Here is a 25,776-nt window from a genome sequence, read left to right as displayed (position 1 = left end):
GGGCTTGTTCGGCATCGTGGTGGTCCTTCCAGGGCGTGGGCCACCGACCTGCGGCAGCCCCTCACGGGCGGTCGTGCTGAGCGCCCCACGGCGGTCCGGGATTACCGGAGCAGCCGGCTGGGCAGCGTGAGCCCGGGTCGATCCGACCCTGAAGGGAGGCGGCACGAGGTGTGGCACCACCACCCATGACCTGCGCCGCTACGCGGCACCGGCCTTCTCCCAAGTTATCGTTCAGGTTCACATGCTGCGCTCGTTTCCCGCCATTTGGACAGGCCGCGACCCGGCTCAGCGGGCCAGGAAGTGCCAGCCCAGCCACCACCAGAACCCGAACAGACCGATTCGGCCCACCGGCACCGGGCCCACCTCGTACCGCATCACGTACGCGCAGACCTCGCCCAGCGTGGGAATGCGGGAACCCTCCCGCCGGGCCATCCACTCGACCACCGCGAAGAGCACCAACGCGGTGAGGAAACCCCCGATCGCGAGCGCCCGCATCATCGCCGCACCAGCCCCCAGAAGGCGGCCAGCCAGGCGAACCACGCCGCCGACCGGGTCAGCTGGTCCTCCAAAAGAGGGTCGGCCAGCCGGGAGAAGGTGGGAAAGTCGTCACCTGCCGCCAGCACGAAGGTCACACCCTCGAAGACGCCGAACACCACCACCGGCACCGCCCACCAGACCGCGCCCGAGCCCAGCCGGCGCGGCGCCGGTCGACGAGGCACCCGATTGCTCAGACCGAGCCAGATCAGCACGCCACCGGTGCCCAGGGTGAACAGATTGGCCTCGGTGGAGAAGGACGCGAACCGGCCCCCGACGAGCGACAGGCAGACGAGGACGGGAACGGAGACGGCGGGCCGGTCCCAGGCACGGGGGGCCTCCACGGTGAGATCGTGCGGCTGCTCCATCCCGCAATTCTTCCCGGTCTCACGGAGCGCGGGAAGACCGACACCCCCCGGAGCTGACCCTGATCTTCCAGACCAACGGATCGATGACTGCCGAAGGCCGGCGTCAGCCGACCAACGCCGCGCCCAGTTGGGCACGGATCGACTCGACCACCTGCTCGACACTGCCCCGACCGGTGAACCCCGCCGCGAACGTGTGGCCACCACCGCCCAGCGTGACCGCGACCCGGCTGACGTCCACCGCGCCCTTGCTGCGCATCGACACCGCCCACTCGCCGGCCGTGACCTGCTTGACCACACAGCTCACATCCGCCTCGGCGGTGCACCGCACCGAGTCGATGAGCGCCTCCAGCACGTACGGACGCTGGTCGTGCCGGGCCAGGTCGTCAAGGGTGGCGAAGGTCCAGACGAAGCCTCGGCCGCCAGCGGCCTCCGGCTCCAGCCGGGCCCGGCCGAGCACCTCACCGAATAGCCGCACCGCCCCGAACGGGCGGGTGTCGAAGACCTGCCGGGAGATGTCCCCGGGCGAGATGCCGGTCGCCAGCAACCGGGCGGCCATCTGGTGCACCGCCGGGGTGGTCGCCGCGAAACGGAACGACCCGGTATCCGTGGTCAGTGCCACGTAGAGGCACTCCGCGATGGGCGGATCCACCACGACGCCGAGCCGGGCCAGCAGTTGCTCCGCCACCACCGACGTCGCCGCGGCACCCGGGTCCACCAGGTTGACAGTGCCGAAGCCGGAGTTCGAGGCGTGGTGATCGAGCACCAGCGCCGCACCCGCCGACGACAACCGCCCGGCCAACTCACCGAGGCGCGACTCACTCGCCGCGTCGAAGCAGATCACCAGGTCCGGTGCCGGGTCGACGGCGTCCGCCGGGACCAACAGGTCCAGCCCGGGCAGCCCCCGGAACGGCTCGGGCACCTCCGGTGGCCCGGGGAACGTCGCCTGCACCTCGCGGACGCCGAACTGCCGCAGACCCAGACCGAAGCCGAGCATGCTGCCCAGCGCGTCGCCGTCCGGGTTGACGTGGCAGATCAGCAGCACCCGGGCGTTCGACGGGAGAGCCCGCACCAGCGCCTCGGCGGCGGCCCAGTCCGTCTCGGCGGGGCCGACCCCGGCCGCCCCGGCGAGCGGGACGCTGGCGGTGCTGGTCACCGCGCTTCCCCACCCCGTGGGGCCCCCGTGACGTCGGTGGCCGGGTCGGCCTCGTCCGCCTCGTCACCCTCATCCGTCTCGTCGTCGACCCGGTACGGCTGGGCCTCGCCCGCGTACTTCGCCTGGGCGGCGAGCCGCTGCACCTCGGCGTCGGCGTTGCGCGCGGCGGCGAGCAGGTCGTCGATGTGCTTGACCTGGTCCTGCACGTCGTCGAGGACGAACGTCAGGGTCGGCGAGTGCCGCAGCCCGAGGGCCTTGCCGACGGTGCTGCGCAGCAGCCCCTTGGCGCTCTCCAGCGCCGCCGCGGTGTCAGCCTGGGCCACCGCGTCACCGAGCACCGTGTAGAACACCGTCGCGTCCCGCAGGTCCGCGGTGATCCGGGCATCGGTGATGGTGATCATCCCCAGCCGCGGGTCCTTGATCTGGCTCCGCACCACCGACGCGACCAGCTCACGCACCCGTTCCGCGTGCCGGCGTACCTTGGCCGGATCAGACATCTCGCCACCTCCACGGCGTCCTGCTCCCGGTCGACCAGCGACCCGGGGCCGCCGGCCGACCGGCCAACATCTCGAACACTACCTTCGCGGCCGCACCGGTCGCCCGGCACAGCCGGCTCCCGGGTCAGTCGTCGTCCACGCCGTACAGCCGGCGCCGCACCGACAGCAGCTCGACCTCGGGGCGACCGGCCACCAGGCGCTCACAGGAGTCGAGCACCTCACGGACGTGCGCCGTCTCGGCGGCCACCACGGCCACCGCGAGTTGCGCCCGACCGTGCAGGTCGAGCGCACCCACCTCGGCGGCCGACACCTCGAAGCGGCGCAGCGCCGCCACGATCGGCCGTACATATGATCTCTTGGCTTTGAGCGACCTGGAGTCGCCCGGCAGCAGCAGGTCGAAGACCGCGGTTCCGGTGAACATCGCCACGGACGATACCGCCAACCCACCCCGCATGATCAAGGGGTTTACGCCGTACGGCGTAAACCCCTTGATCAGCGTGTCACTGCCGGATCAGGCGCGAACCTTCTCCCGCATCTCGAAGGTCTCGATGACGTCGCCGACCTGGACGTTGTTGTAACCACCCAGGGTCAGACCACACTCGAAGCCCTCGCGGACCTCGGTGGCGTCGTCCTTGAACCGCTTGAGCGAGGTGATCGTGAGGTTGTCCGCCACGACCGTCCCGTCCCGAAGCAGTCGAGCCTTCGCGTTGCGCCGGATGACGCCCGACCGGACGATGCAACCGGAGATGTTGCCGATCTTGGACGAGCGGAACACGTCGCGGATCTCCGCGCTGCCCAGCTCGGCCTCCTCGTACTCCGGCTTGAGCAGGCCCTTGAGCGCTGCCTCGATCTCCTCGATGGCCTGGTAGATGACGGTGTAATACCGGATCTCCACGCCCTCGCGGTCGGCCATCTCACGGACCTTGTTGGAGGCCCGCACGTTGAAGCCGATGATCGTGACCGGCTCGGACGAGGCACTCGCGAGCATGACGTTGCTCTCGGTGATCGCGCCGACGCCCCGGTCGAGGACCTTGAGCTGGACCTCCTCGGGGATGTCGAGGTTGAACAGCGCGTCCTCCAGGGCCTCCACCGAACCGGAGACATCGCCCTTGAGGATGAGGTTGAGCGACGTCTTCTCGCCCTCCTTGAGCTGCTCCATGAGCGTCTCGAGGGTGGCCCGACCACGGGAGTTGGCGAATGCCGCCGCCCGCCGCCGCGCCTGGCGCTGCTCGGCGATCTGCCGCACCGTGCGGTCGTCCGCCGCGGCGAGGAACGTGTCACCCGCACCGGGCGGTGCGGTCAGACCCAGAACCATGACCGGACGCGCCGGCCCAGCCTCGGAGAGCTGGTTGCCGTTCTCGTCGAGCATGGCCCGGACCCGGCCGTGGGCCCCACCGGCGACGATCGAGTCGCCCGCCCGCAGGGTGCCCTTCTGCACGAGCACCGTCGCCACCGCACCGCGGCCCTTGTCCAGGTGCGCCTCGATGGCCACACCCTGCGCCGGCCCGTCGATCGGAGCGGTCAGCTCCAGCGACGCGTCGGCGGTCAGCAGGACGGCCTCGAGCAGCTCCTCGATGCCGATGCCGGGCTTCGCGGCCACGTTGACGAACATGGTGTCGCCGCCGTACTCCTCGGCGACCAGGCCGTACTCGGTCAGCTGCTGGCGGACCTTGTCCGGGTTGGCCTCCGGCTTGTCGACCTTGTTGACCGCGACCACGATCGGCACGTCGGCCGCCTTGGCGTGGTTCAACGCCTCGATGGTCTGCGGCATCACGCCGTCGTCGGCCGCGACCACCAGGATCACGATGTCCGTCACCTGGGCACCACGAGCACGCATGGCGGTGAACGCCTCGTGACCCGGGGTGTCGATGAAGGTCACCGCGCGGTCCACACCATCGTGCGGAACGTGCACCTGGTACGCACCGATGTGCTGGGTGATGCCACCCGCCTCACCGGCGACGACGTTCGCCTTGCGGATCGCGTCGAGCAGCTTGGTCTTACCGTGGTCGACGTGACCCATGACGGTCACCACCGGCGCACGGCTGACCAGACGCTCCTCGGCCACCTCCGCGTCGAGGTCGATGTTGAACTGCGCGAGCAGCTCGCGGTCCTCGTCCTCCGGGCTGACGATCTGGATGTCGAAGCCCAGGTGCTCACCCAGCAGTTGCAGGGTGTCGTCAGAGCAGGACTGGGTCGCGGTGACCATCTCGCCCAGGTTGAACATCTCCTGGACCAGCGAACCCGGGTTGGCGTTGATCTTGTCAGCGAAGTCGGACAGCGAGGCGCCACGGGAGAGCCGGACGACCTGACCCTGACCCCGGGGAGCACCCGAGCTCATGGTCGGAGCCGACAGGTTGTCGAACTCCTGTCTGCGCTGCTTCTTGGACTTGCGACCGCGCGTCGGCCGGCCACCCGGACGCCCGAAGGCACCCGCGGCGCCGCCGCCACGGCCACGACCACCCGCACCCGGACGACCGCCGCCACCGGAGGGAGCACCCGGACGGAAACCGCCACCGGGAGCACCGCCACCGCCGCCGGGACCGCCACGGTAGCCACCGCCACCGCCGGCACCCGCGCCGCCACCAGGGCCGCCGCGGTAACCGCCACCGCCACCGGCGCCACCGCCGGGACCGCCACGGAAGCCACCGCCGCCGCCACCGGGACGACCGGCACCGCCGCCACCGGGGCGACCAGCGCCACCGGGACCGGGGCGACCGGCAGCCGGACGCTGGCTCGGCATGGACGCCGGGCTGGGCCGCGGCGGCATGGAGTTGGGGCTCGGCCGCGGCGGCATGCCCGCCGGGCTGTTGGGCCGGGGACCACCCGCACCGGCGGCCGGGGGCCGCTGCTGCTGGCCACCCTGGATGCCGAACGGGTTGTTACCGGCACCGCGCGCCGGCGGACGACCACCGGGACGGGCACCCGGACCGGGAGCCGGCGTGCTCGGACGAGCGGCCGGCGAACCGGGACGGGGTGGCATCGCGGCGGGACCCGGCCGAGGACCGGGACGGTTGCCGCCGTCGGCCGGAGGCTCCCGGCGAACGGGGTTGTCCCGCTGCTGCTGGCGGGCGGCCTGCGCGGCCTTGACCGCGGCCTCCTGCTCAGCCTTCAGCGCGGCGGCGCGCGCCTCGGCGGCCGCCACTTCGATGTCGTGGGCACTCGCCGGCTTGGCGACCGGAGCCGCGGGCTGCGGTGCGGCGGGCACCGGGCCCTTCGGCTTCGGGCCGGGTGCCGGCGCGGCCGGCCGCCGAGGCGGCATCGGCTTGGCCGAGACCCGGGGCGCGCCCGGGGTCGGGGACAGCGTCGGGGTCGGGTTGGAAGCCGGCGTCGGCGCGGGCGCCGACGGGGCGGCCGGTGCCGGGGCACCGGCGGACGCGACGAATGCGTTACGCAGCCGTCGGGCGACGGGCGCCTCGACGGTGCTGGACGCGGACTTCACGAACTCGCCCATTTCCTTCAGCTTGGCGAGAACGGTCTTACTCTCGACCCCGAGCTCTTTTGCAAGCTCGTGAACGCGGGCCTTGCCTGCCACTGCACTCCTCACTCCGAGGTCGTGCGGGCAGCACCCGCAGCGACCTCACTCGTGCACTTGAAGCCTGGTCATTTCAGGGACTTCATCGTGTGCTCATGTCGGTCGTCCTACCCTGCTAGCGACCCTCGCCCGGTCGGGCTGACCGGACGTAGTGGTTGGCGCATCGACGTGTTCCGCCAGCACACCGTGGTCAAGGACCTCGGTGCTGCGCAGCGCACGCCCGAAGGCGCGGCGGCGCACCGCCAGCGCGAAGCAGGCCGGATCCGGGTGCATGTTCGCTCCCCGACCCGGCAGCCTGCGGCGCGGATCAGGCCGGAGACTGAGACCAGCCTCGTCCCTGACCGCGACGATCCGCAGCAATTCGCTGGCCGGCGCACGTTGCCGACAACCCACACAGGTGCGTTCCGGCGTTGTGCGTCGTACCACTGGAAGAAGTCTACCCCTAGCTGCCCGAGATCGCGCCGCCCGGCTCCCGCACGTGATCAGTTGCCGCACGAGCGGCCGGGGCGGTCTGCTCCGCGTCGGACCGAATGTCGATCCGCCAACCGGTCAATCTGGCCGCGAGTCGGGCATTCTGCCCCTCCCGGCCGATCGCGAGCGAGAGCTGGAAGTCGGGAACCGTCACCCGGGCGGCCCGATTGGCCAGGTCGACCACCTCGACCCGCAGTGCCTTGGCCGGCGACAACGCGTTGCCGACGAAGGTGGCCGGGTCGTCCGACCAGTCGATAATGTCGATCTTCTCACCGTGCAACTCGCTCATCACGGCCCGCACCCGCTGACCCATCGGGCCGATGCAGGCGCCCTTGGCGTTCACCCCGGGGGTGGTGGAGCGTACGGCGATCTTCGTGCGGTGACCTGCCTCACGGGCGATCGCGCCGATCTCCACGGTGCCGTCGGCGATCTCCGGCACCTCCAACGCGAACAGCTTCTTGACAAGCGCCGGGTGCGAACGGGACAGGGTGATCTGCGGCCCGCGCATGCCCTTGGCCACGTGCACCACGACGCAGCGGACCCGCTCGCCGTGCGCGTACCGCTCGCCGGGCACCTGCTCGGACTGCGGCAGCACGCCCTCCAGCTTGCCGAGGTCGACGCTGACGATGCCCTTCTCGGTACGCGTCTCGTGCGCCTGCACCACGCCGGTGACCAGGTCACCCTCGCGGCCCACGTACTCGCCGAAGTGCACCTCGTCGGTGGCCTCCCGCAGACGCTGGAGGATCACCTGCTTGGCGGTCATGGCGGCGATCCGGCCGAAGTCGTGCGGGGTGTCGTCCCACTCCCGCACCAGACTGCCGTCGGAGTCCATCTCCTGCGCGTACACCAGGGCCGCGCCCGATCTGCGGTCGATCTCCACCCGGGCGTGCGGTTCGGCACCATCGGTGTGCCGGTAGGCGGTCAGCAACGCGGTCTCGATCGCCGCGAGGATCGTGTCGAACGGGATCTCCCGCTCGCGCTCGAGTGCGCGCAGCGCCGCGAGGTCGATGTTCACCTCTCCTCGTCCTCCACATCATCTTCGTCGTCGATGTCGTCTGAATCGTCGATCTCGTCTGAGTCGTCCGCGTCGTCGAACTCTTCGTCCGGCTCGCCGAGTTCGGCGAGCCGGGTGAACTCGACCTGCACGCGGCCGGGGCCAAGCTGGGCGTACGTCCAGGAGGCGCGAGCGCCGTCGGTCTCCAGCTGGATGCCCTCGTCGTCGGCCGCGACCACCCGGCCGGTGAGCTGACGGTCACCGGCGGGCTGCTCGCCACGCTGGCCGGGCAACGCGGCCGCGCCCCGAGCGGTGACCTTGACCAGCCGGCCCACGTTGCGCCGCCAGTGGCGGGGCAGGGTGAGTGGCCGGTCGACGCCCGGCGAGCTGACCTCCAGCTGGTATTCCCCGGCGACGATGTCGCCACCGGTCTCCTCGGCGGCGTCCAGGGCGGCCGAGACCGCGCGGGAGACGTCGGCCACGGCGTCCAGGTCGATCCCGCCGTCGGCGTCCACCATCACCCGCACCACGTGCCGGCGACCGGCCCGGGAAACCGACAGGTCCTCCAGGTCGTAGCCGGCGTCGTTGACCACTGGCTCGATCACGGCCCGCAACCGCGCACGCCGCGCGGCGAGATCACCGCCACGCGGACCCGCAGCCTCGCGGGGTCGCCCCGTCGACCTGGTGGCACGGCCACGCTGCGTCATCTCCGCACCCTCTCCCTGGTCGACGGTGATCGGTCGCCCGACATGCCGGCACCCCACCGGAGCGGACGCGCCGGTGGCTGCGCAGAGCGTAACGCGCCTGCCCGCCGGCGGACCGGGCGGCGCACCGACGGCGGTGGCCCCCGGACCGGCGGGCATGGTGTTGACTTGCCGGGTGGGGATCGGCAGAACGACACAGCGCGACCAAGCATCCGGACATTCCCGGCGAAAGCTCTTGCGCGCCGGGGCACTGCTGGCGCTCGGTGGCGCCGCGGTGCCGCTGACCGGCTGTGATCTTTTCGACCGTGAGGACGAGCCGGCGCCACCACCGGACCCGCTGCGGCCGATGGTGGACGAGTCACTCGCGCTGGCAGCCGCGTACCAGGCGAGCGCGAGCGCGCATCCCGACCTGGCCGGGCGGCTCGACCCGATCGCCGAGGCGCACACCGCGCACGCCACCGAGCTGGCCCGGGTGATCGGCGTCGCCCTGCCGAGCGGGGCCGCCACACCGACCACCGCCCCCGCCGCCGACCGGGCCCGCGCGCTCGCCGCCCTGCGCGGGTTGGAGAAGGCCGCCCAGCAGTCGGCCACCGCCGCCTGCGCCGCGGCGAGCGCGGAACGGGCCGCACTGCTCGGGTCGATCGCCGCCGCCCGAGCCACCCACCAGGAGGCACTGAAGTGAGGCAGCCGTCCGCCGGGGAGGCGCTCGCCTCCGCCCTGTCCGCCGAGTACGCGGCCATCTACGCCTACGGCCGGATCGGGGTCCGACTCACCGGGGCGGCGCGGGACGCCGCACACCAGGCCGAGGCCGCGCATCGGAGCCGGCGTGACGCGCTCGTGGTGCAACTGAGCGCGGCCGGCGGTGTCGTGCCGCCGGACCGCGCGGGGTACGCGCTGCCGTTCCCGGTCACCGACCGGGCCAGCGCCCTGCGGCTCGCCGCGGAGGTGGAGGAGCGCACGGCCGCGCACTGGCGGGCGGCTCTGGCGTCGACCACCGGGGCCGAGCGCAACCAGGCGCTGGCCGCCCTCGTCGAGTACGCGGTGCGGGCCACCCGGTGGCGCCGGACAGCCGGGCTGACCCCGCTGACTGTCCCGTTTCCCGGTCGGCCAGCCTGAACCGTTCGACTCCGGTTGCGGTACGCATACCAGGTATGCATACTCCGTTGCCATGTCCATCCGTCACGGGTTGCTCGCCCTGCTCGAACGCGGCCAGATGTATGGCTACCAGCTACGCGCCGCGTTCGAGGAGTCGACCGGCTCGACCTGGCCCCTGAACATCGGGCAGGTCTACACCACGCTGTCCCGGCTGGAACGGGACGGTCTGGTGCGCCCGTTGCCGGAGAGCGAGGCCGGGCAGCGCCCGTACGAGATCACCGACGCCGGCCGGGCCGATCTGGCGCGGTGGTTCGCCACGCCGGTCAGCCGCAACGACCGTCCCCGCGACGAGCTGGCGATCAAGTTGGCCCTGGCGTTGACCACCCCCGGGGTGGACGTCCGCTCGGTGGTGCAGGCCCAGCGCAGCGCGACGATGCGGGCTCTACAGGAGCTGACCCGGCTGAAGTACGGCAGCGACCGACCGGAGGACCTCCCCTGGCGCCTCGTACTGGACTCGATGGTCTTCCAGGCCGAGGCGGAGGTGCGCTGGCTGGACCACTGCGAGACCAGTCTGGTGCGGCACCAGCCCAGCGGCCCGGTGCCTCCCCCGCCGCGAGCGGCGGACGCCGACGCGCGGGACGGGGCGCGCTGGGTCGGCGAGGAGGCACGACGGTGACCGGGCCGGACGACGCGGTGCTGGAGCTCCGCGCCGTCCACCGCACCCACGGTGCCGGACCGGCGGCGGTGCACGCGTTGCGCGGGGTCAGCCTGGTCGTTCGGCCCGGCGAGTTGGTCGCCGTGATGGGCCCGTCCGGCTCCGGCAAGTCGACGTTGCTGGCCCTCGCCGGTGGCCTGGACCGCCCGACCCACGGGGAGGTCCGGGTGGAGGGGCAGCCGCTGGGGGCGCTGGATCGTCGCGGTCTGGCCCAACTGCGCCGCCGTCGGATCGGCTACATCTTCCAGCAGCTCAACCTCCTGGGCAGTCTGAGCGCGGTGGAGAACGTGGCGCTTCCGCTGGAGCTGGACGGCACCAGCGGACGGCAGGCTCGCGGCCTGGCCATGGCCGCGCTCACCGAGGTGGGCCTGCCCGCGTTGGGTGACCGCTTTCCGGACCAGCTCTCCGGTGGGCAGCAGCAGCGGGTGGCCATCGCCCGCGCGCTGGTGGGCGAACGGCGGCTGGTGCTCGCCGACGAGCCCACCGGGGCACTTGACTCGCAGACCGGTGAGGCGGTGCTGCACCTGCTGCGCCGCCGGATCGACGCGGGTGCCGCCGGGGTGCTCGTCACCCACGAGGCACGGCACGCCGGCTGGGCCGATCGGGTGGTGTTCCTGCGCGACGGCGTCCTGGTCGACACGACGGCACCCCTGGGCAGCGTCGAGCAGTTGTTGTCCGGCAGCGACCGGTGACGATCCGCCGTCCGACGCGGGCCCCCGTTCCGGTCGACAGCGTGCCACCGCCCGTGACGCCCCCCGCCCCGGTCGGCCGACGGCGGTTCGCCGAGCTGACCGGCTCCTGGCGGGCGGCGCTGCGGATCGCCCGGCGGGAGTCCCGCCGATCCCGCCGCCGGACCGCCCTGGTACTCGCGATGATCGCCCTGCCGGTGGCGGCGCTGGCCTTCCTCGCGGCGAGCTACGACATGGCCGAGCTGACCCCGGCCGAACGGGTCGACCGTCAGCTCGGCGTGGCCGACGGGGAACTGCGCTGGGTCGCCGACGCGCCGGTGCGACAGGACGAGCGCGGTGACACCTGGTACGTCCGGGACGGCGAGCAGCAGCAACCCACCGCCCGGGCCACCTCCGCCCAGGTGAGTGCGCTGCTGGGACCGGGCAGTCGGGTCACCGAGGTGCGCAGCCGCATCCCGCTGACCCTGCGGGGCCCGCGCCTCGACGAGGACGTGGAGGGGCGGGTGCTGGACCTCGGTGACCCGTTGGCCCGCGGGTTGGTGCGGTTCCGGGCGGGCCGGGCACCGCGGCAGCCCGGCGAGATCGCGGTGAGTCCGGCGGCGCTACGCCGCCTGGACCTGCGCCTCGGCCGCGCCGTGGCCCTGGCCGACGGGAGCCGGGCGTACACCGTGGTGGGGGTCGTCGAATTCCCCGACGACCTCGGGATGGTGGTGGCACTGCATCCGGGTGCGGTGCCACGGACCAGTTCCGGCTCGCTGACCAGTTGGCTGGCGGACGTGCCCGGCACCATCGACGCCGCGCTGGTGTCCCGACTCAACGAGCGTGGAGTGGTGGTCACCACCCGTCCACCGGCCGACCCGGCGGACGACCGGAAACGGACGTGGCTCGGCAGGGTCGACCTGAGCGGCACCGGCGACCTGAGCACCGGCGTGCTCATCGCCGGCCTCGGGCTGCTGGAGGTCGTACTGCTTGTCGGCCCGGCCTTCGCGGTCGGCATCCGTCGCCGACGGCGGGATCTGGCGCTCGTCGCGGTGGCCGGCGGGGACGCCGCCCAGCTTCGCCGGGTGGTGCTGGCCGACGGTGTGGTGCTGGGTGTGCTGGGCGCCGTCGCCGGCCTGCTGGTCGGCGTCGCCGCGGCGTTCGCCGGTCGTCCGCTTGTGGAGCAGTACGTCTTCCACGCCCGCTTCGGTGGGTACCGGTGCTGGCCGATCGCGCTGCTGCTGCTCGGTGGGGTCGCGGTGCTGGCCGGAGTGCTCGCCGCCCTGGCACCGGCCTGGACCGCCGCACGGCAGGACGTCAGCGCCGGGCTCGCCGGGCGGCGTACCCCACCGGTGTCCCGGACCCGGTGGTTGACCTTCGGTCTGTCGCTGGTGGGCGGCGGGGCGGGGTTGGCGGCGTTCGGGGCCGCCCGTACCTCCTCGACGGTGATCCTCGCCGGTCTCATCCTCGGCGAGTTGGGCCTGGTGTGCTGCACGCCCACGCTGATCGGCGCGCTCGCCCGGCTCGGCCGGGTGTTGCCGTTGGCACCGCGAATCGCGCTGCGCGACGCCAGCCGCAACCGGGCGGCCGCGGCGCCGGCCATCTGCGCCGTGATGGCCGCGGTGGCCGGCAGTGTGGCGCTCGGTGGGTTCCTGGCCAGCAGCGACGCCCGGGAGTCGCGCGCCTACCGGCCGGTGGTGCCGACCGGCAACGTGCTGGTCTACGCGAGCGAATCGACGCGGCCACCCACCCTGGCCCAGGTCACCGGCATCGCCCGGGAACACTTGGGTGCCGACACGATCGCCCCGATCAACTCGGTGAGTTGCGCGTCCCGGAGGGGTTACTGCGACGTCGCGCCGGCGCTCCCACCCGCGCAGGTATGCCCCTGGCAGCCCGGGGCCGATCTCTCCGCGGCCCAGCGTCGGCAGGCCCGGGCCGACCCGCGCTGTCGGACCAGCGCGATGGGCTACGACGGCGGCTACGTGCAGACCGGAGTGGATGACGGGACCGCACTGCCGCTACTCACCGGCGCGGACCCGGCGACGACCGCCGCCGCCACCGCCGTGCTGCGCGCCGGGGGCGTGGTGGTGACCGACCCGCGCTACCTGCACGACGGCCTGGTGACGGTTCGGGTGAACCAGGTGGATTCCGCGACGGACGGGTCGACCACCGCCGACCTGCCCGGGTACGCGCTGAGCGGGGTGATCAGCCAACCCCAGCTGCTGCTCTCCGCGTCCGCGGCCCGGCACCTCGGCCTGACCTGGTCGCCGGCCGGTTGGGTGATCGGCACCTCCACCCCGCCGGACCGGCACCAGGAGCAGCGGTTCACCAGCGCCCTGCGGCCCTTCGGCACCTTCCTGGTGTCCGTGGAGTACGGCGGTGGTCCCAACGACATCTCACCGCTGCTGCTGCTGCTCGCGGCGGCGGCCGGGGTGATCACGGTGGGGGCGGCGGGGATCGCCACCGCGCTCGCCGCCGCCGAGGGGCGTGCGGAGCTGACCACCCTCGCGGCCGTCGGCGCGGCGCCGGCGGTACGCCGAATGCTGGCGATCTGCCAGGCCGGAATCATCGCCGGTGTCGGTTCGGTGCTCGGCATCGTGGCCGGCCTCGGCACCGCCGCGATCGTGCTGGTCTCGGTCAACCGCGAGTACGCCAGCGACTGGCCGGCGGCCGATCCGTACCCCCTGCTGGTGCCCTGGCCCGCACTCGGGGTCCTGGTGCTGGTGCCGGTGGTGGCGATGCTCGGGGCGGGCCTGTTCACCCGCGCCCGGCTGCCGATCGAACGGCGGCTGGACTGACGCCGGTGCGGTGGCCGGCCGGCTGACGATCCGGGCGCGTAGGGGGGTGCCGCCGGCGCCGGGGCACCCGGCAGACTGATCGGCGTGTCAGCGTTGGGAAACATCACCCGTCGAGTCGGTCATCACCGCTGGTTCGGCGCGGCCGCACGCCTGCTGGTCCCCGCCGACCGGGTGGTCGGTCGACTCACCCGGGGGCGGGTGGTGGCGCTCGGCCTGATCCCGTCCCTGGTGATCACGACGACCGGCCGCCGCTCCGGCAAACCCCGCAGTAATCCCCTGCTCTACGTGCCCGACGGCGACACGTACGTGGTGATCGGCTCCAACTGGGGGCAGACCCAGCACCCGGGTTGGGCGATGAACCTGCTCGCCGAGCCCACCGCCGCCGTGGACGTCAAGGGCCGGCGGGTCGCGGTGCGCGCCGAGTTGGCGTCCGGCGCCGAACGGGACCGGCTGTGGCAACTGTTGGTCACGGAGTGGCCCGCGTACCGCACGTACGTGCGACGGGCCGGTGGCCGGGAGATCCACATCTTCCGGCTCGTGCCGACCGGCCCGCCGCCGGCTGGCCCGCCGCCGGCTGGCTAGGCCGCGCCACCTTCGGCGGGCCCACCAGCGGCCCGGACCGCGTCAGAGCCCGCCCGGGACGCCGATCAGCGAGCCGATCAGGTAGGTGGCGCCGGCGGCCGCGGCGCCCAGCAGCAGTTGCCGCAGCCCGCTGGTCCACCACGGGCGTTGGGTGAAGCGGGCCACCACCGCTCCGGCGGCGAACAGCCCGAGCCCGCCCACGCCGAGGGCCAGCCACAGCTCGGTGGCGCCGAACAGGTAGCTCAGGAGCGGCACCAGCGCGCCCACCGAGAAGAACAGGAACGACGAGATCGCCGCCGCCCACGGGCTGGGCTGGTCGTCGGGGTCGACGCCCAACTCCTCGCGGACGTGCACCCGCAGGGCCTCCTCCGGGTCGCGTCGCACCGCCTCGGCGACCTGGGTCGCCAGGTCCCGGGGAAGACCCCGGGCCACCCAGGCGTCGGCCAACTCCCGGGCCTCCGCCTCGGGGTGCCGTTCCAGCTCCCGCCGCTCCTTGGCCACCTCGGCGGCGACCTGCTCGTTCGCGGAGCGGACACTCGTGTATTCGCCGAGCCCCATCGAGATCGCACCGGCCACCAGGCCGGCGGAACCGGTGAGCACGATGTTGCGGGCCGACACGCCGCCACCGCCGACACCGGCGATCAGGGCGATGTTGGTGACCAGACCGTCCATCGCTCCGAAGACGGCCGGGCGCAGCCACCCGCCGGAGACGTCCGCGTGGTGCGCCTCGCGCAGCGCCGCTGGGGTGTCGGTCACGGCAGGGTCAGGATCTCGTGACCGTCCTCGGTCACCACGATGGTGTGCTCGAACTGGGCCGTCCACTTCCGGTCCTTCGTCACCACGGTCCACCCGTCGTCCCACATGTCGTACTGGTAGGTGCCGAGTGTGATCATCGGCTCGATGGTGAACGTCATGCCCGGCTCCATGATGTCCGTGGGGCGGGGGCTGTCGTAGTGCGGCACGTAGAGCCCGCTGTGGAAGGCCTCACCGATGCCGTGGCCGGTGAAGTCGCGGACCACGCCGTAGCCGAACCGCTTGGCGTACGACTCGATGACCCGGCCCACCACGTTGATCTGGCGGCCCGGGACGACCGCGCGGATGCCGCGCATCATCGCCTCGTGGGTCCGCTCGACGAGCAGCCGGGCCTCCTCGCTGACCTCGCCGACGCAGAAGGTCGCATCGGTGTCACCGTGCACCCCACCGATGTACGCGGTCACGTCGACGTTGATGATGTCGCCGTCGGCCAGGACCGTGGAGTCCGGGATGCCGTGGCAGATGACCTCGTTGAGGCTGGTGCAGCAGGACTTCGGGAAGCCCTTGTAGCCGAGTGTCGACGGGTACGCGCCGTGGTCGCAGAGGAACTCGTGCACCACCTTGTCGATCTCGTCGGTGGTCACGCCGGGCTTGCAGTGCTCGCCGGCGAGCTGGGTCGCCTGGGCGGCGAGCCGGCTGGCGATCCGCATCTTCTCGATGGTCTCCGGCGTCTGCACGTGCGAGCCGCGCCACTGGGCCGGGCGCTCCCTGCCCACGTACTCCGGTCGGGCGATCTGGGGTGGCACCGGACGCGTCGGGGAGAGCGCGCCTGGCGTCAGCGGCGGACGGACGGTCATGCCACAAGCCTATCGCCGGGGCGCTGGTGACTCGCGCCACGGGCGCTCCGGGGTGGTTGTTGCCCCGCGAGTACCGCTGTGCCATGGTGTCTGGGTGGATCAAGGGGGAGCACCGCCCGTCTTCTCCGCCAGCGCGGAGATCGACGGTGGTCATCTCCAGGTGGTGGTGGCCGGTGAGGTCGACATGGCCACCGCCGACACCATGCTCCAGACCGCGCTGCGCGAGCCCGCCGAGCGGATCACCCTCGACCTGAGCGCTGTCACCTTCTTCGACTCGGCCGCCATCCACGCCCTGGTCCGGCTGGCCCAGCAGTTTTCGGGCGTGCTCACCGTCCTGCCGTCGCGGCAGGTCCGCCGGGTGCTGGAGATCTCCGGCCTGGGCGAGCAGAGCTGGCTCCGGCCGGCCTGAGCCGCCCGGCCGCCGCCGGGCGCGCGGTCAGCTCCGCAGCTCCCGGCGCAGCGTCACCTCGGTGCCCTCATCGGTACGCCGCACCGACAGCTCACCCAGCGCCCTGATCAACGCCAGGCCACGCCCCCGGAACCCGGAACCCGTCGACTCACGCCACTGCCCGCTGTCGCGCACGGTGGCCGTCACCGTCCGGTCCTCGATGGCCACCACCACGCTGATCATCGCCTCGGCGGGGTGGACCGGATGCTCGATGGCGTTGGCCGCGGCCTCGGAGACCGCCACGGTCAGGTCGAACACGTCCGTCTCGTCGACCGCGTGCGCGACGAGGAAGTCCTCCAGTCGCTTGCGCAGCACGCTCAGCCGGGTCGGGTCCGCCGGCAGCCGCAACGCGAAACGGTTCAGCTCGGCCGCCTCAAGGGCGAGCACCGCCACGTCGTCGCGGCGCGGATGCCCGTCGACCCGCTCGACGACCGCGTCGATCAGGTCGGCCACGTGCTCGCTGGGCTTCGCCGCGTCGACGCGCAGCTGGGCCAGTGCGGCGTCGATGCCGAGCTGACGGTCCTCGATCAGCCCGTCGGTGTAGAGCAGCAGTCGGCTGCCGGCCGGCAACTCGCCCTCGACCGCCTCGTACGTCGCCCCGGGGATGGCGCCGACCGGTGGACCGAGCGCATGGTCGTGCAGGAACGACACGACGCCTCCTCTGATCAACAGCGGGGAGGGGTGACCGGCGCTCGCGTACCCCAGCCGGCCGGTGCGCGGGTTGAACAGCAGACAGACCACGGTCGCGAACGAGCGGCCATCGGTGGAACAGACCAGCTGGTTGAGCCGGGTCAGCGACTCGCCCGGGTCGTAGCCCTCCAGCAGGTACGCCCGCAGCGCGTTGCGCAGTTGCCCCATCGCCGCCGCGGCCTGGACGCCCTTGCCGACCACGTCGCCGATGACCAGCACCAGGTCGTCGTCCTCGACGATTATGGCGTCGTACCAGTCGCCGCCGACCTCGACGTCGGCGGTGCCGGGCAGGTACCGGCTGGCCAACACCGCTCCCGGTAGCTGCGGCAGCGTCCGGGGCAGCAGGCTGTGCTGCAACGTGGTCGCGATGCGGTGTTCGGCTTCGTAGAGCTGGGCGTTCTCCAGGCGCACCCCGACCAGCCGGGCCAGTTGGGTCAACGCGGCCTCGTCGGCCTGCGCGTCGTCGCCGGCCGGACGCCAGACCCGAAGCTCACCAAGCGGTTCGCCGGCGGTGCCGGTCAGGTCGGCCACGAAGGACGGGTCGGCGGCGGTGGCGCCGCCGGAGTCCGCCTCGGACCGGGCCCCGGTCGCGGTGACCACCACCCGCGCGGCCTCGGCGAGGCTCAACGCGTGCCGGGCGGCGACCTGGAGCACCTCGGCGGTGGACCGGGCGGTGTTCACCGCCACCGCCGCGTCGGCCAGTGCCCGGAGCCGACGGATGATCTGGCCGCGGAGCTGGCCCAGCTCGACGTTGGCCCGGACCCGGGCGATCAGCTCCTGGCCGGAGAACGGCTTGGTGAGGTAGTCGTCGGCGCCGGCGGAGAGGCCGGCGACGGCCTCCGCGGAGCCGGCCCGCGCGGAGAGCAGCACGATCGGCACATGACGGGTACGCGGGTCCGCACGCAGCGCGCCGACCAGACCGAACCCGTCCAGTCGGGGCATCATCACGTCGCTGAGCACCAGGTCGAACCCGCCCTCGCGGGCCAGCGGCAGAGCGGCCAGCCCGTCGCTCGCGGTCACCACCTCCCAGGTCGGGGAGAGCAGCCGGGTGACGTGCTCGCGCAGGTCCACATTGTCGTCGACGACCAGGATCCGGCCGGCCGGTGCGCCGTTCGTCGGTCGGCCGACGATCGCGGGCATCGGCTCGACGCCGGTCCAGAGCGCGGTCTCCGCCACGTAGAGCCGGGCCTGCTCGGGCTCGCCCGGGGGCAACAGGTCGAAGGCCGCGACCCGGTCCGCCGGCAGGTGTGCCGACCCGAACGGAACGGTCACCGTGAAGGTGCTGCCCTCGTCGACCTGGCTGACCAGCCCGGTCTCCCCGCCGTGCATCTCGACCAGCTCCCGGACCAGCGCCAGGCCGATCCCGGTGCCCTCGTGGGTGCGGGCGCGAACGCCGGGCACGCGGTGGAACCGCTCGAAGACGTGCGGCAGCTCGCCCGGCAGGATGCCGACGCCGGTGTCCGTCACCTCCAGCCGGGCCATGCCGTCCACCGCCCGGACCCGCACCCGGATCTCGCCGTCGAAGGTGAACTTGACGGCGTTCGACACCAGGTTGAGGACGATCTTCTCCCACATGTCCCGGTCGACGAAGACCGGCGCCGGCAACGGTGGACAGTCCACCACCAGCCGCAGCCCGGCCCGGTCGGTCGCCGAGCGGAAGGTGCTGGCCAGCCGGGCGGTGTAGCTGGCGAGGTCGGTGGGCTGGTAGCGGGCGGCGAGGCGACCGGATTCCAGCCGGGAGAAGTCCAGCACGGTGTTGACCAGTTTGAGCAGGCGCAACGCGTTGCGGTGCATCATGGTGAGCCGGTCGGTGTCGGCCGCGGGCAGTGCCGGGTCGGCCAGCATGTCCTCCAGCGGGCCCAGCACCAGGGTCAGCGGGGTGCGGAACTCGTGGCTGACGTTGGCGAAGAAGTTTGTCTTCGCCAGGTCCAGTGCGGCCAGCTCGGCGGCGCGGGCCCGCTCCTGCTCGTACGTCCGCTGGGTGCCGGCGGCACGGGAGATCTGGGCGGCGATCAGCTCCAGGAAGTCGCGGTAGTCGGCGCCGAGGGGGAGCTGGCGGGCCACGCCGACGACAAGCGCGCCGACGGTCTGGTTGGTCGCGGTGAGGGGCAGCACGAGGGCCTGGTCGGCGGCGTCGGCCGGCGGTGGGTCGAGCAGGTCGGCCACGTCGACGGTCGCGGGCGCGGTGTCGGCGGTGACCCGGGCCAGCAGCGCGGCGGTGTCGCCGACCGTGGCCGGGGCGATGCCGGTGGACCCGACCAGGGCGAGGCGACCGCTGCCGTCGGCCAGGTAGATCAGGGCGAAGGGCACGTCCGCCCGGTGCCGGCCCAGCACCTCGGCGACGGACCGGCCGAGTTCGGCCGCACTGCCCGTGTCGTTCAACTCGGCGCCCAGCTCGGCGAGTGCCCGCAGCCGGCGCTCGCCGAGCACGCGACCGGTGGTCTCGTTGACGATGCAGTAGACGCCGCTGACCGAGCCGTCGTCCCCCCGGATCGGGTCGTACGAGACGTTGAAGTAGGTCTGCTCGATGAAGCCGTGCCGGTCCAGCAGGAAGGGGTGGTCGTCGCCGCGGTAGGAGCGCTCGGTCCTCCGCACGCCGTCGAGTAGCGGGCCGAGCACGGCCCAGGTCTCCGCCCAGTGGTGCCGGGCCGGTTGGCCGAGGACCTCCGGATGCTTGCCGCCGATGGTCGGTCGATACGCGTCGTTGTAGAAGGCGAGCTGCTCGTCGCCCCAGAACATGACGATCTGCGCACTGGAGGCGAGCATCATGCCGACCGCGTTGCAGAGCGCCAGCGGCCAGCGGGCGGGCTCGCCCAGCGGGCCGGTGGACCAGTCGAAGCCGCCGATCAGCTCGCCCATCTCGCCGCCGGCCGCGAACGCCGCCGCCAGCATCGGAGGAGCCTCCGGACCGGGCACGACGAAGCGCCCGACGTCCGCACCCCCCTGGGCCGAGCTCATAAAGCCTCCCGCTCCGGCCGGCACCCCGCGACCGTTGATCTTTACCCGCCGTGCCTCGACTTGTACCCCGGCGGAGCAGCAACGTAACGCAAGACGACGGTCGGACGCTGTTTACCTACGCGCGAGCCGTCGGGCACCGGACAGTGCGGGCCCGCCCCGCGACGAGCGGTGGCCGCCGGCGTGCCCGACCAGTCAGAAGACCGGCAGCCCGTCGATGCTCGTGGCGTTCTTGGTGGCCCGATAGACCGCCAGGTCATCCGCGGTACGGCGGGAGTGTGAGGTGAGTAACAGGTCGCGCTCGGCGCGGAAGTCCATCAGTGGCACCGCGTAGCCGCAGGAGTCGCTGACCCGTTCCACGTCGACGGTGATCACGGCCCGGACGGCGTGCACGTCCGGTGGTGCGGGAAACTCGGCCAGCCGGTCGGCGAAGGCGTCCTCGGTGACCGCGACGCTGTGGCCCCGGCCCTGCAACCGGACGATCTTCGGCGGCCCGTCGAAGGCACAGAACATCAGCGTGATCCGGCCGTTGTCGCGCAGGTGGGCGATGGTCTCCGCCCCGCTGCCGTGATAGTCGAGGTAGGCCACCCGGTGCGGGCCGAGGATCACGAACGTGCCCCGCATGCCCTTCGGTGAGACGTTGACATGCCCCTCGACGTCGGACGCCGCGGTGGCCACGAAGAAGACCGGCTGGCCCGCGATGAAGTCACGTAGTCGACCGTCGATCTCCGGATAGACCTTGCCCATGCGCCGATCCTCCCACCGGCCCCACCGACCGACCGGAGCGACCTACGTCACACCGCTCGCCCGGACCAGCGCGCTGATCGGGCGGGGATCCGGCTCGTTCTCCGGATGCCACTGCACGCCGAGCACGAACGGCAGCGCCGGGTCCTCGACCGCCTCGACCACGCCATCCTCCGCCCACCCGGTGACCGCGAGTCGACCCGGGTCGGCGACCGACTGGTGGTGGTACGAATTGACCCGGTCTACCCCGGCCAGCACCCGCGCGGCCAGGCTCCCCGGGGCGAACCGCACCGCGTGCGTCCCGTAGACGCCGGGTGCCGGACGGTGCCCCTCATGGCCCACCACGTCGGGCAGGTGCTGGTGCAGGGTGCCGCCGTAGGCGACGGCCAGCAACTGCATCCCCCGGCACACCCCCAGCACCGGCAGTTCGGCGGCGAGCGCGGCGGCCAACAGCACCAGCTCACCGGCGTCCCGGTCCGGCCGATCCTCGGTACGCGGGTCGGGCCGCTGGCCGTACCGCCCCGGACCCACGTCGGCACCACCGGCCAGCAGCAGCCCGTCCAGGACGGCCAGCACGTCGCCGTCCACGTCGTCCGGCGGCAGGACCACCGCACGGCCACCCGCGGCCGTCACCGCCCGCGCGTACGCCTCGGGGACCAGCACGGCCCGCACGCTCCGCCAGGCCGCCCAGTCGACGGGTTCGACATACGAGCTGATCCCGATCAGCGGCCTCCTCACAGGGGTGTGACGTACGCGCCGGTGATGCCGCCGTCGACCACGAACTGCGCGGCGGTCATGAACGAGGCGTCGTCGCTGGCCAGGAACGCCACCGCGGCGGCGATCTCCTCGGGTTGCCCGAAGCGCCCCATCGGCACGTGCACGAGCCGGCGGGCGGCCCGCTCCGGGTCGGCGGCGAACAGCTCCAGCAACAACGGCGTGGCCACCGGGCCGGGGCAGAGCGCGTTGACCCGGATGCCCTCGCGGGCGAACTGCACACCCAACTCCCGGGTCATCGCCAGCACGCCGCCCTTGCTCGCGGTGTACGCGATCTGCGACGTCGCGGCACCCATCAGCGCCACGAACGACGCCGTGTTGATGATCGAACCCTTGCCCTGGCGGCGCATGTGCGGGATGGCGTACTTGCAGCAGAGGTAGACGCTCGTGGTGTTGACCCGCAGCACCCGTTCCCACGCGTCCAGGCCGGTGTCCAGGATGGAGTCGTCGTCGGGCGGGGAGATGCCGGCGTTGTTGAACGCGATGTCCACCCGGCCGTGCCGGTCGGCCACCCCGTCGAACAGGTCGCGTACCGCCGACTCGTCGGCCACGTCGGTGGCCACGAACTCGCCACCGCACTCCTGCGCGGCCCTCGTGCCGGCGTCCGCGTCGATGTCCACGCAGACCACCCGGGCGCCCTCGGCGGCGAACCGCCGCACGGTGGCCAACCCGATGCCGCTGCCCGCTCCGGTGACCACGGCCACCCGGTCCTGCAACCGACCCTGCACTGGCGTCACTCCTCTGTCGCGATGAACACGTTCTTGACGTCGGTGAAGGAATGCAGCGCGTCCGGGCCCAGCTCGCGGCCGAGCCCGGAGCGCTTCATCCCGCCGAACGGGGTCCAGTAGCGCACCGAGGAGTGCGAGTTGACGCTGAGGTTGCCCGAGTCGACGGCCCGGGCCATCCGCAGGGCGCGGCCCACGTCCCGGGTCCAGATCGAGCCGGAGAGCCCGTACTCGGTGTCGTTGGCGAGCCGGACGGCGTCGGCCTCGTCGTCGAACGGCAGCACCGAGACCACCGGACCGAAGATCTCCTCCCGCCAGTGCCGGTCGGCCGGCGAGTCGGCCAGCAGCACGGTGGGCGCGTGCCAGAAGCCGGGCCCGTCGGGGCAGGAGCCGGTGAACGCGACCCGCGCACCGGGCAGGTAGCCGGCGACCCGGTCCCGCTGGGCCGCCGAGATCAGTGGACCCATCTCCGCGGTGTCCCGGGACGGGTCTTCCACCCGTACGGCGCGTACCGCTGGTTCGAGCAGTTCCAGGAACCTGTCGTACACCGTGCGCTGGACCAGGATCCGCGACCGTGCGCAGCAGTCCTGGCCGGCGTTGTCGAAGACCGCGCCCGGCGCGGTCGCGGCGGCGCGTTCCAGGTCGGCGTCGGCGAACACGATGTTCGCGCTCTTGCCGCCCAGCTCCAGGGTGAGTCGCTTCACCTGGGCGGCGCAGCCGGCCATGATCCGGGTGCCGACCTCGGTGGAGCCGGTGAAGCAGATCTTGCGGACCGCCGGGTGGCTGACGAACCGCTCCCCCACCACCGAGCCCTGGCCCGGGACGACGGTGAAGACGCCGTCGGGCAGGCCCGCCTCGCGGGCCAGCTCGGCCAGGCGCAGCGCGGTGAGCGGGGTCAACTCGGCGGGCTTGAGCACCACCGTGTTGCCGGCGGCGAGGGCCGGGACGAAACCCCAGGCGGCGATCGGCATCGGGAAGTTCCACGGCACGATCACGCCGACCACACCGAGTGGCTCGTGGAAGGTGACGTCCAACCCGCCCGGCACCGGGATCTGCCGCCCGGTCAGCCGCTCGGGCGCACCGGCGTAGTAGTCCAGGACGTCACGGACGTTGCCGGCCTCCCACCGGGCGTTGCCGATGGTGTGCCCCGAGTTGCGCACCTCCAGCAGAGCCAACTCCTCCAGGTGCGCGTCCACCACGGCGGCGAACCGCCGCAGCAACCGAGCCCGGTCCCCCGCCGCAACGAGACGCCAGCCCGCAAAAGCCTTCGCGGCCCGGGAGATCGCCCCGTCCACGTCGTCCACCGACGCGGAGGAAACCTCCCGGAACCCAACCCCGGTAGCCGGATCCACCACGACGCTCACGCCCCCACCACCCTTCCTCCGCGCGATCTTGCACTTACTGCCCCGACATCAGCGACGATTCACCACAGACCGGCGACACAAAGTGCAAGATCGCGGCGAGTGCCCGGAGGTTAGGGGGTTAGAGGCGTTCGAAGCCACGGGTTAGCTCCCAGTCTGTTACCGCTGCTTCGAAGGCTTGCAGCTCTACTCTTGCCTGGTTGGCGTAGTGGGCTACCACCTCGGGGCCGAACGCCTCCCGGGCTGCCGTGGAGCCCTCCCAGAGGGTCAGGGCGTCGCGCAGGGTGCTCGGGACGCGCTCGGCCTGCGGGTCGTCGTACGCGTTGCCGGTGCACTCCTCGCCCAGCTCCAGCTCCTCGTCGATGCCGTGCAGGGCGCCGGCGACCAGCCCGGCAATCGCCAGGTACGGGTTGACGTCGGCCCCGGGCACCCGGTTCTCCACCCGCATGCCCTGCCCGTGCCCGACCACCCGCAGCGCGCAGGTGCGGTTGTCGACACCCCAGCGCAGCGCGGTCGGGGCGAACGAGCCGGGCTGGTAGCGCTTGTAGGAGTTGATGTTCGGGGCGAACAGCAGACTGAACTCCCGCATGGTGGCGAGCAGCCCGGCGAGCACCCGCTGCCCGGTCTCCGACAGGTGCGCCGGCCCGTCACCGAGCATCGCCGAGCGGCCGTCGCTGTCGCGCAGCGAGAAGTGGATGTGGCAGGAGTTGCCCTCCCGCTCGTTCGGCTTGGCCATGAAGGTGATCGACATGCCCTCCTGGGCGGCGATCTCCTTGGCCCCGTTCTTGTAGATCACGTGGTGGTCGGCGCAGGCGACCGCCTCGTCGTAGCGGAAGGCGATCTCGTGCTGGCCGAGGTTGCACTCGCCCTTGGCGCTCTCCGGCGTGAGCCCCGCGCCGGCCATCTCGGTGCGGATCCGACGCAGCAGCGGCTCCACCCGGGCGGTGCCGAGCAGCGAGTAGTCCACGTTGTACTGGTTGGCCGGCGTGAGATCGCGGTAGCCGCGCCGCCAGGCATCCTCGTACGAGTCGCGGAACAGCACGAACTCCAGCTCGGTGCCGGCGTACGCGGTCAGCCCGTGCTCGGCCAGCCGGTCCAGTTGCCGGCGCAGGATCTGCCGGGGCGAGGCGACGACGTCACCGGAGCCGTCCAGCCAGGCCAGGTCGGCGATCAGCAGGGCGGAGCCGGGCTGCCACGGCACCCGACGCAGCGTGGCGAAGTCGGGCACCATCGCGAAGTCGCCGTAACCGCGTTCCCAACTCGACATCGCGTACCCGTCGACGGTGTTCATGTCGACGTCCACGGCGAGCAGGTAGTTGCAGCCCTCGCTGCCGTTGGCCACCACCTGGTCCAGGAAGAACGGCGCGTGGAACCGTTTGCCCTGCAACCGACCCTGCATGTCGACCAGGGCGAGCACCACCGTGTCGATCTCGCCCTCGGCGACGGCGACCCGCAGTTGTTCCAGCGTGAGCGGAGCTTTCGTCATTCGCGGGCCTCCATCACCAAGGTCTACTGGCAATCCGGATCACCGTCAATGCCCCGTGTGGCCACCTCGGCAAACGCGAGCGGCGGGCGGCCCACGTCCCGACCGGACCCTGCGGGGGCGCGATCACCGCCTCGCGGTGGGACGGCGAAAGGATCTTGGTGGTACTAGCCTGCACGCCATGGCCCTGAATCCCGACCAGTTCCACGACCACGCGCTGACCGTCGCCGACGGCGACCGCCGGCTTCCCCTGGCACGCATGACGGGATGGGACATCAGCCCGTTCGAACAGGAGGGACTGCGCGTCACGCCGCTGCGCCCGCCGGTGCTGCCCGAGCCGCCCCGGCACGGCGAAGATCCGGCGGACTGCCAGCCGTGCCGGGAACGAGACGAGGGGATCTGGGTCAACGACCACTGGCGGCTGGCCCGGGTCCCGGGAGTGGGCGTACCGCTGGTGTTGATGCTCTACCCGCGCGACCACCACGACCTGGAGGATCTGCCCGACGAGCTGGCGGCGGAACTGGGACTGCTGACCACGCGCATCGCGCGACACGTGCAGGCCCTCCCGAACATCTCCCGCACCCACGTCTACCGCTTCGGCGACGGGGCCGCCCACCTGCACGTCTGGTTCTTCGCCCGGCCGGAGGGCCAGGCCCAGCTCTTCGGCTCCTGGCTGGTCGCCTGGGACGACCTCCTGCCGGAATATCCCGCCGACGTCGCCGAGGCCGACGCCGCACTTGTCGCCGATGCGCTGGTCGCCTCGCACGGTGGCCACCGGTCGGCGGCGGGCTGACCGCCGCCCCCGGCACGTGCGGGATCGTCCGGCGCCCCGTCGGCACATCCGGAGAGCGATGGCTCGGGCCTCCTCGCGGGTC

The 25,776-nt window shown here is 72.4% G+C and carries 25 protein-coding genes; 8 read left to right on the top strand and 17 right to left on the bottom strand.

What is annotated here, in order from left to right; translation table 11 throughout:
• Positions 1-285: 285 nt before the first annotated feature.
• The 9 genes from ACGFIW_RS02460 to rimP all read right to left on the bottom strand — a co-directional run bounded on the left by ACGFIW_RS02460 (position 286) and on the right by rimP (position 8,256).
• Positions 286-495, bottom strand: a complete 210-nt coding sequence (locus ACGFIW_RS02460; protein ID WP_357073285.1) for a DUF6186 family protein — start codon at positions 493-495, stop codon at positions 286-288.
• A complete protein-coding gene (locus ACGFIW_RS02455) occupies positions 495-902 on the bottom strand; it encodes a hypothetical protein (protein ID WP_393310561.1) in 408 nt (135 codons plus the stop codon). The genes ACGFIW_RS02460 and ACGFIW_RS02455 overlap by 1 nt, the downstream gene beginning before the upstream one ends.
• A gap of 103 nt (positions 903-1,005) precedes the next feature.
• Positions 1,006-2,055: a bifunctional oligoribonuclease/PAP phosphatase NrnA gene (locus tag ACGFIW_RS02450; RefSeq protein WP_393310560.1), complete on the bottom strand. Its 1,050-nt coding sequence runs from the start codon at positions 2,053-2,055 to the stop codon at positions 1,006-1,008.
• Positions 2,052-2,552, bottom strand: coding sequence for a 30S ribosome-binding factor RbfA (rbfA, locus tag ACGFIW_RS02445; protein WP_393310559.1), 501 nt, complete (start codon positions 2,550-2,552; stop codon positions 2,052-2,054). The genes ACGFIW_RS02450 and rbfA overlap by 4 nt, the downstream gene beginning before the upstream one ends.
• A 124-nt stretch (positions 2,553-2,676) precedes the next feature.
• Positions 2,677-2,973 carry a DUF503 domain-containing protein gene (locus tag ACGFIW_RS02440; RefSeq protein WP_030489481.1) on the bottom strand — a complete coding sequence of 99 codons (297 nt, stop codon included), beginning with the start codon at positions 2,971-2,973 and terminating at the stop codon, positions 2,677-2,679.
• A gap of 90 nt (positions 2,974-3,063) precedes the next feature.
• A complete protein-coding gene (gene infB / locus ACGFIW_RS02435) occupies positions 3,064-6,084 on the bottom strand; it encodes a translation initiation factor IF-2 (RefSeq protein ID WP_357553740.1) in 3,021 nt (1,006 codons plus the stop codon).
• 93 nt (positions 6,085-6,177) lie between these two features.
• The gene (locus ACGFIW_RS02430; protein WP_393310558.1) at positions 6,178-6,510 is read right to left on the bottom strand and encodes a YlxR family protein; all 333 of its coding nucleotides are present in this window, start codon (positions 6,508-6,510) and stop codon (positions 6,178-6,180) included.
• Between the two features lie 16 nt (positions 6,511-6,526).
• Complete coding sequence (gene nusA / locus ACGFIW_RS02425; RefSeq protein ID WP_393310557.1) at positions 6,527-7,570, bottom strand: transcription termination factor NusA; 1,044 nt, start codon at positions 7,568-7,570, stop codon at positions 6,527-6,529.
• Positions 7,567-8,256, bottom strand: a complete 690-nt coding sequence (rimP, locus tag ACGFIW_RS02420; RefSeq protein WP_393310556.1) for a ribosome maturation factor RimP — start codon at positions 8,254-8,256, stop codon at positions 7,567-7,569. Before rimP ends, nusA begins: the two co-directional genes overlap by 4 nt.
• A gap of 154 nt (positions 8,257-8,410) precedes the next feature.
• Between rimP and ACGFIW_RS02415 the strand changes: the two genes are divergently transcribed.
• From ACGFIW_RS02415 to ACGFIW_RS02390, 6 genes are all read left to right on the top strand, one after another.
• On the top strand, positions 8,411-8,935 hold the full coding sequence (locus ACGFIW_RS02415; RefSeq protein WP_393310555.1) for a hypothetical protein: 525 nt from the start codon (positions 8,411-8,413) through the stop codon (positions 8,933-8,935).
• Positions 8,932-9,369: a ferritin-like domain-containing protein gene (locus ACGFIW_RS02410; protein WP_393310554.1), complete on the top strand. Its 438-nt coding sequence runs from the start codon at positions 8,932-8,934 to the stop codon at positions 9,367-9,369. The genes ACGFIW_RS02415 and ACGFIW_RS02410 overlap by 4 nt, the downstream gene beginning before the upstream one ends.
• A 52-nt stretch (positions 9,370-9,421) precedes the next feature.
• The gene (locus ACGFIW_RS02405) at positions 9,422-10,024 is read left to right on the top strand and encodes a PadR family transcriptional regulator (protein WP_393310553.1); all 603 of its coding nucleotides are present in this window, start codon (positions 9,422-9,424) and stop codon (positions 10,022-10,024) included.
• Positions 10,021-10,755 carry an ABC transporter ATP-binding protein gene (locus tag ACGFIW_RS02400; protein WP_393310552.1) on the top strand — a complete coding sequence of 245 codons (735 nt, stop codon included), beginning with the start codon at positions 10,021-10,023 and terminating at the stop codon, positions 10,753-10,755. Before ACGFIW_RS02405 ends, ACGFIW_RS02400 begins: the two co-directional genes overlap by 4 nt.
• Positions 10,756-10,796: 41 nt before the next feature.
• Positions 10,797-13,529 (top strand): FtsX-like permease family protein, encoded by a 2,733-nt coding sequence (locus ACGFIW_RS02395; RefSeq protein WP_393310551.1) that lies wholly within the window; start codon positions 10,797-10,799, stop codon positions 13,527-13,529.
• An 84-nt stretch (positions 13,530-13,613) separates the two neighbouring features.
• A complete protein-coding gene (locus ACGFIW_RS02390) occupies positions 13,614-14,111 on the top strand; it encodes a nitroreductase family deazaflavin-dependent oxidoreductase (RefSeq protein ID WP_393310550.1) in 498 nt (165 codons plus the stop codon).
• 42 nt (positions 14,112-14,153) lie between these two features.
• Here ACGFIW_RS02390 and ACGFIW_RS02385 read toward each other — a convergent pair whose 3' ends face one another.
• Together ACGFIW_RS02385 and map are read right to left on the bottom strand one after the other, a co-directional pair.
• Positions 14,154-14,867, bottom strand: a complete 714-nt coding sequence (locus tag ACGFIW_RS02385) for a VIT1/CCC1 transporter family protein (protein ID WP_393310549.1) — start codon at positions 14,865-14,867, stop codon at positions 14,154-14,156.
• Positions 14,864-15,721, bottom strand: coding sequence for a type I methionyl aminopeptidase (gene map, locus ACGFIW_RS02380; RefSeq protein WP_393310548.1), 858 nt, complete (start codon positions 15,719-15,721; stop codon positions 14,864-14,866). The genes ACGFIW_RS02385 and map overlap by 4 nt, the downstream gene beginning before the upstream one ends.
• 94 nt (positions 15,722-15,815) lie before the next feature.
• Between map and ACGFIW_RS02375 the strand changes: the two genes are divergently transcribed.
• Positions 15,816-16,130: an STAS domain-containing protein gene (locus ACGFIW_RS02375; RefSeq protein WP_393310547.1), complete on the top strand. Its 315-nt coding sequence runs from the start codon at positions 15,816-15,818 to the stop codon at positions 16,128-16,130.
• A 27-nt stretch (positions 16,131-16,157) separates the two neighbouring features.
• Here ACGFIW_RS02375 and ACGFIW_RS02370 read toward each other — a convergent pair whose 3' ends face one another.
• From ACGFIW_RS02370 to ACGFIW_RS02345, 6 genes are all read right to left on the bottom strand, one after another.
• Positions 16,158-19,817, bottom strand: a complete 3,660-nt coding sequence (locus ACGFIW_RS02370; protein ID WP_393310546.1) for a SpoIIE family protein phosphatase — start codon at positions 19,815-19,817, stop codon at positions 16,158-16,160.
• 192 nt (positions 19,818-20,009) lie between these two features.
• Positions 20,010-20,561, bottom strand: a complete 552-nt coding sequence (locus ACGFIW_RS02365) for a pyridoxamine 5'-phosphate oxidase family protein (protein ID WP_393310545.1) — start codon at positions 20,559-20,561, stop codon at positions 20,010-20,012.
• 42 nt (positions 20,562-20,603) lie between these two features.
• Positions 20,604-21,296: a gamma-glutamyl-gamma-aminobutyrate hydrolase family protein gene (locus tag ACGFIW_RS02360; RefSeq protein WP_393310544.1), complete on the bottom strand. Its 693-nt coding sequence runs from the start codon at positions 21,294-21,296 to the stop codon at positions 20,604-20,606.
• Positions 21,293-22,060: a 3-oxoacyl-ACP reductase gene (locus ACGFIW_RS02355; RefSeq protein ID WP_393310543.1), complete on the bottom strand. Its 768-nt coding sequence runs from the start codon at positions 22,058-22,060 to the stop codon at positions 21,293-21,295. Before ACGFIW_RS02355 ends, ACGFIW_RS02360 begins: the two co-directional genes overlap by 4 nt.
• A 5-nt stretch (positions 22,061-22,065) precedes the next feature.
• Positions 22,066-23,421, bottom strand: a complete 1,356-nt coding sequence (locus ACGFIW_RS02350) for an aldehyde dehydrogenase family protein (RefSeq protein ID WP_393310542.1) — start codon at positions 23,419-23,421, stop codon at positions 22,066-22,068.
• A 118-nt stretch (positions 23,422-23,539) separates the two neighbouring features.
• A complete protein-coding gene (locus ACGFIW_RS02345; RefSeq protein ID WP_393310541.1) occupies positions 23,540-24,904 on the bottom strand; it encodes a glutamine synthetase family protein in 1,365 nt (454 codons plus the stop codon).
• A gap of 178 nt (positions 24,905-25,082) precedes the next feature.
• Between ACGFIW_RS02345 and ACGFIW_RS02340 the strand changes: the two genes are divergently transcribed.
• Entirely contained in the window at positions 25,083-25,694 is a 612-nt protein-coding gene (locus tag ACGFIW_RS02340; protein WP_393310540.1) for a hypothetical protein, read from the top strand.
• Positions 25,695-25,776 lie beyond the last annotated feature (82 nt).

It is taken from the genome of Micromonospora sp. NPDC048935 (assembly GCF_043197875.1).
Taxonomy (GTDB): domain Bacteria; phylum Actinomycetota; class Actinomycetes; order Mycobacteriales; family Micromonosporaceae; genus Micromonospora.
The sequence above is the reverse complement of the archived record's forward strand: the minus strand, read 5'-3'. Positions and strand labels throughout refer to the sequence as shown.

What these genes read in the sequence shown, in the direction of transcription:
- ACGFIW_RS02415 (WP_393310555.1), top strand. Translation starts at nt 8,411, where the DNA reads ATGGTGTTGACTTGCCGGGTGGGGATCGGCAGAACGACACAGCGCGAC.
- ACGFIW_RS02345 (WP_393310541.1), bottom strand. Translation starts at nt 24,904, where the DNA reads ATGACGAAAGCTCCGCTCACGCTGGAACAACTGCGGGTCGCCGTCGCC.
- ACGFIW_RS02455 (WP_393310561.1), bottom strand. Translation starts at nt 902, where the DNA reads ATGGAGCAGCCGCACGATCTCACCGTGGAGGCCCCCCGTGCCTGGGAC.
- ACGFIW_RS02440 (WP_030489481.1), bottom strand. Translation starts at nt 2,973, where the DNA reads ATGTTCACCGGAACCGCGGTCTTCGACCTGCTGCTGCCGGGCGACTCC.
- rimP (WP_393310556.1), bottom strand. Translation starts at nt 8,256, where the DNA reads ATGACGCAGCGTGGCCGTGCCACCAGGTCGACGGGGCGACCCCGCGAG.
- ACGFIW_RS02370 (WP_393310546.1), bottom strand. Translation starts at nt 19,817, where the DNA reads ATGAGCTCGGCCCAGGGGGGTGCGGACGTCGGGCGCTTCGTCGTGCCC.
- map (WP_393310548.1), bottom strand. Translation starts at nt 15,721, where the DNA reads ATGACCGTCCGTCCGCCGCTGACGCCAGGCGCGCTCTCCCCGACGCGT.
- ACGFIW_RS02340 (WP_393310540.1), top strand. Translation starts at nt 25,083, where the DNA reads ATGGCCCTGAATCCCGACCAGTTCCACGACCACGCGCTGACCGTCGCC.
- ACGFIW_RS02365 (WP_393310545.1), bottom strand. Translation starts at nt 20,561, where the DNA reads ATGGGCAAGGTCTATCCGGAGATCGACGGTCGACTACGTGACTTCATC.
- ACGFIW_RS02460 (WP_357073285.1), bottom strand. Translation starts at nt 495, where the DNA reads ATGCGGGCGCTCGCGATCGGGGGTTTCCTCACCGCGTTGGTGCTCTTC.
- rbfA (WP_393310559.1), bottom strand. Translation starts at nt 2,552, where the DNA reads ATGTCTGATCCGGCCAAGGTACGCCGGCACGCGGAACGGGTGCGTGAG.
- ACGFIW_RS02405 (WP_393310553.1), top strand. Translation starts at nt 9,422, where the DNA reads ATGTCCATCCGTCACGGGTTGCTCGCCCTGCTCGAACGCGGCCAGATG.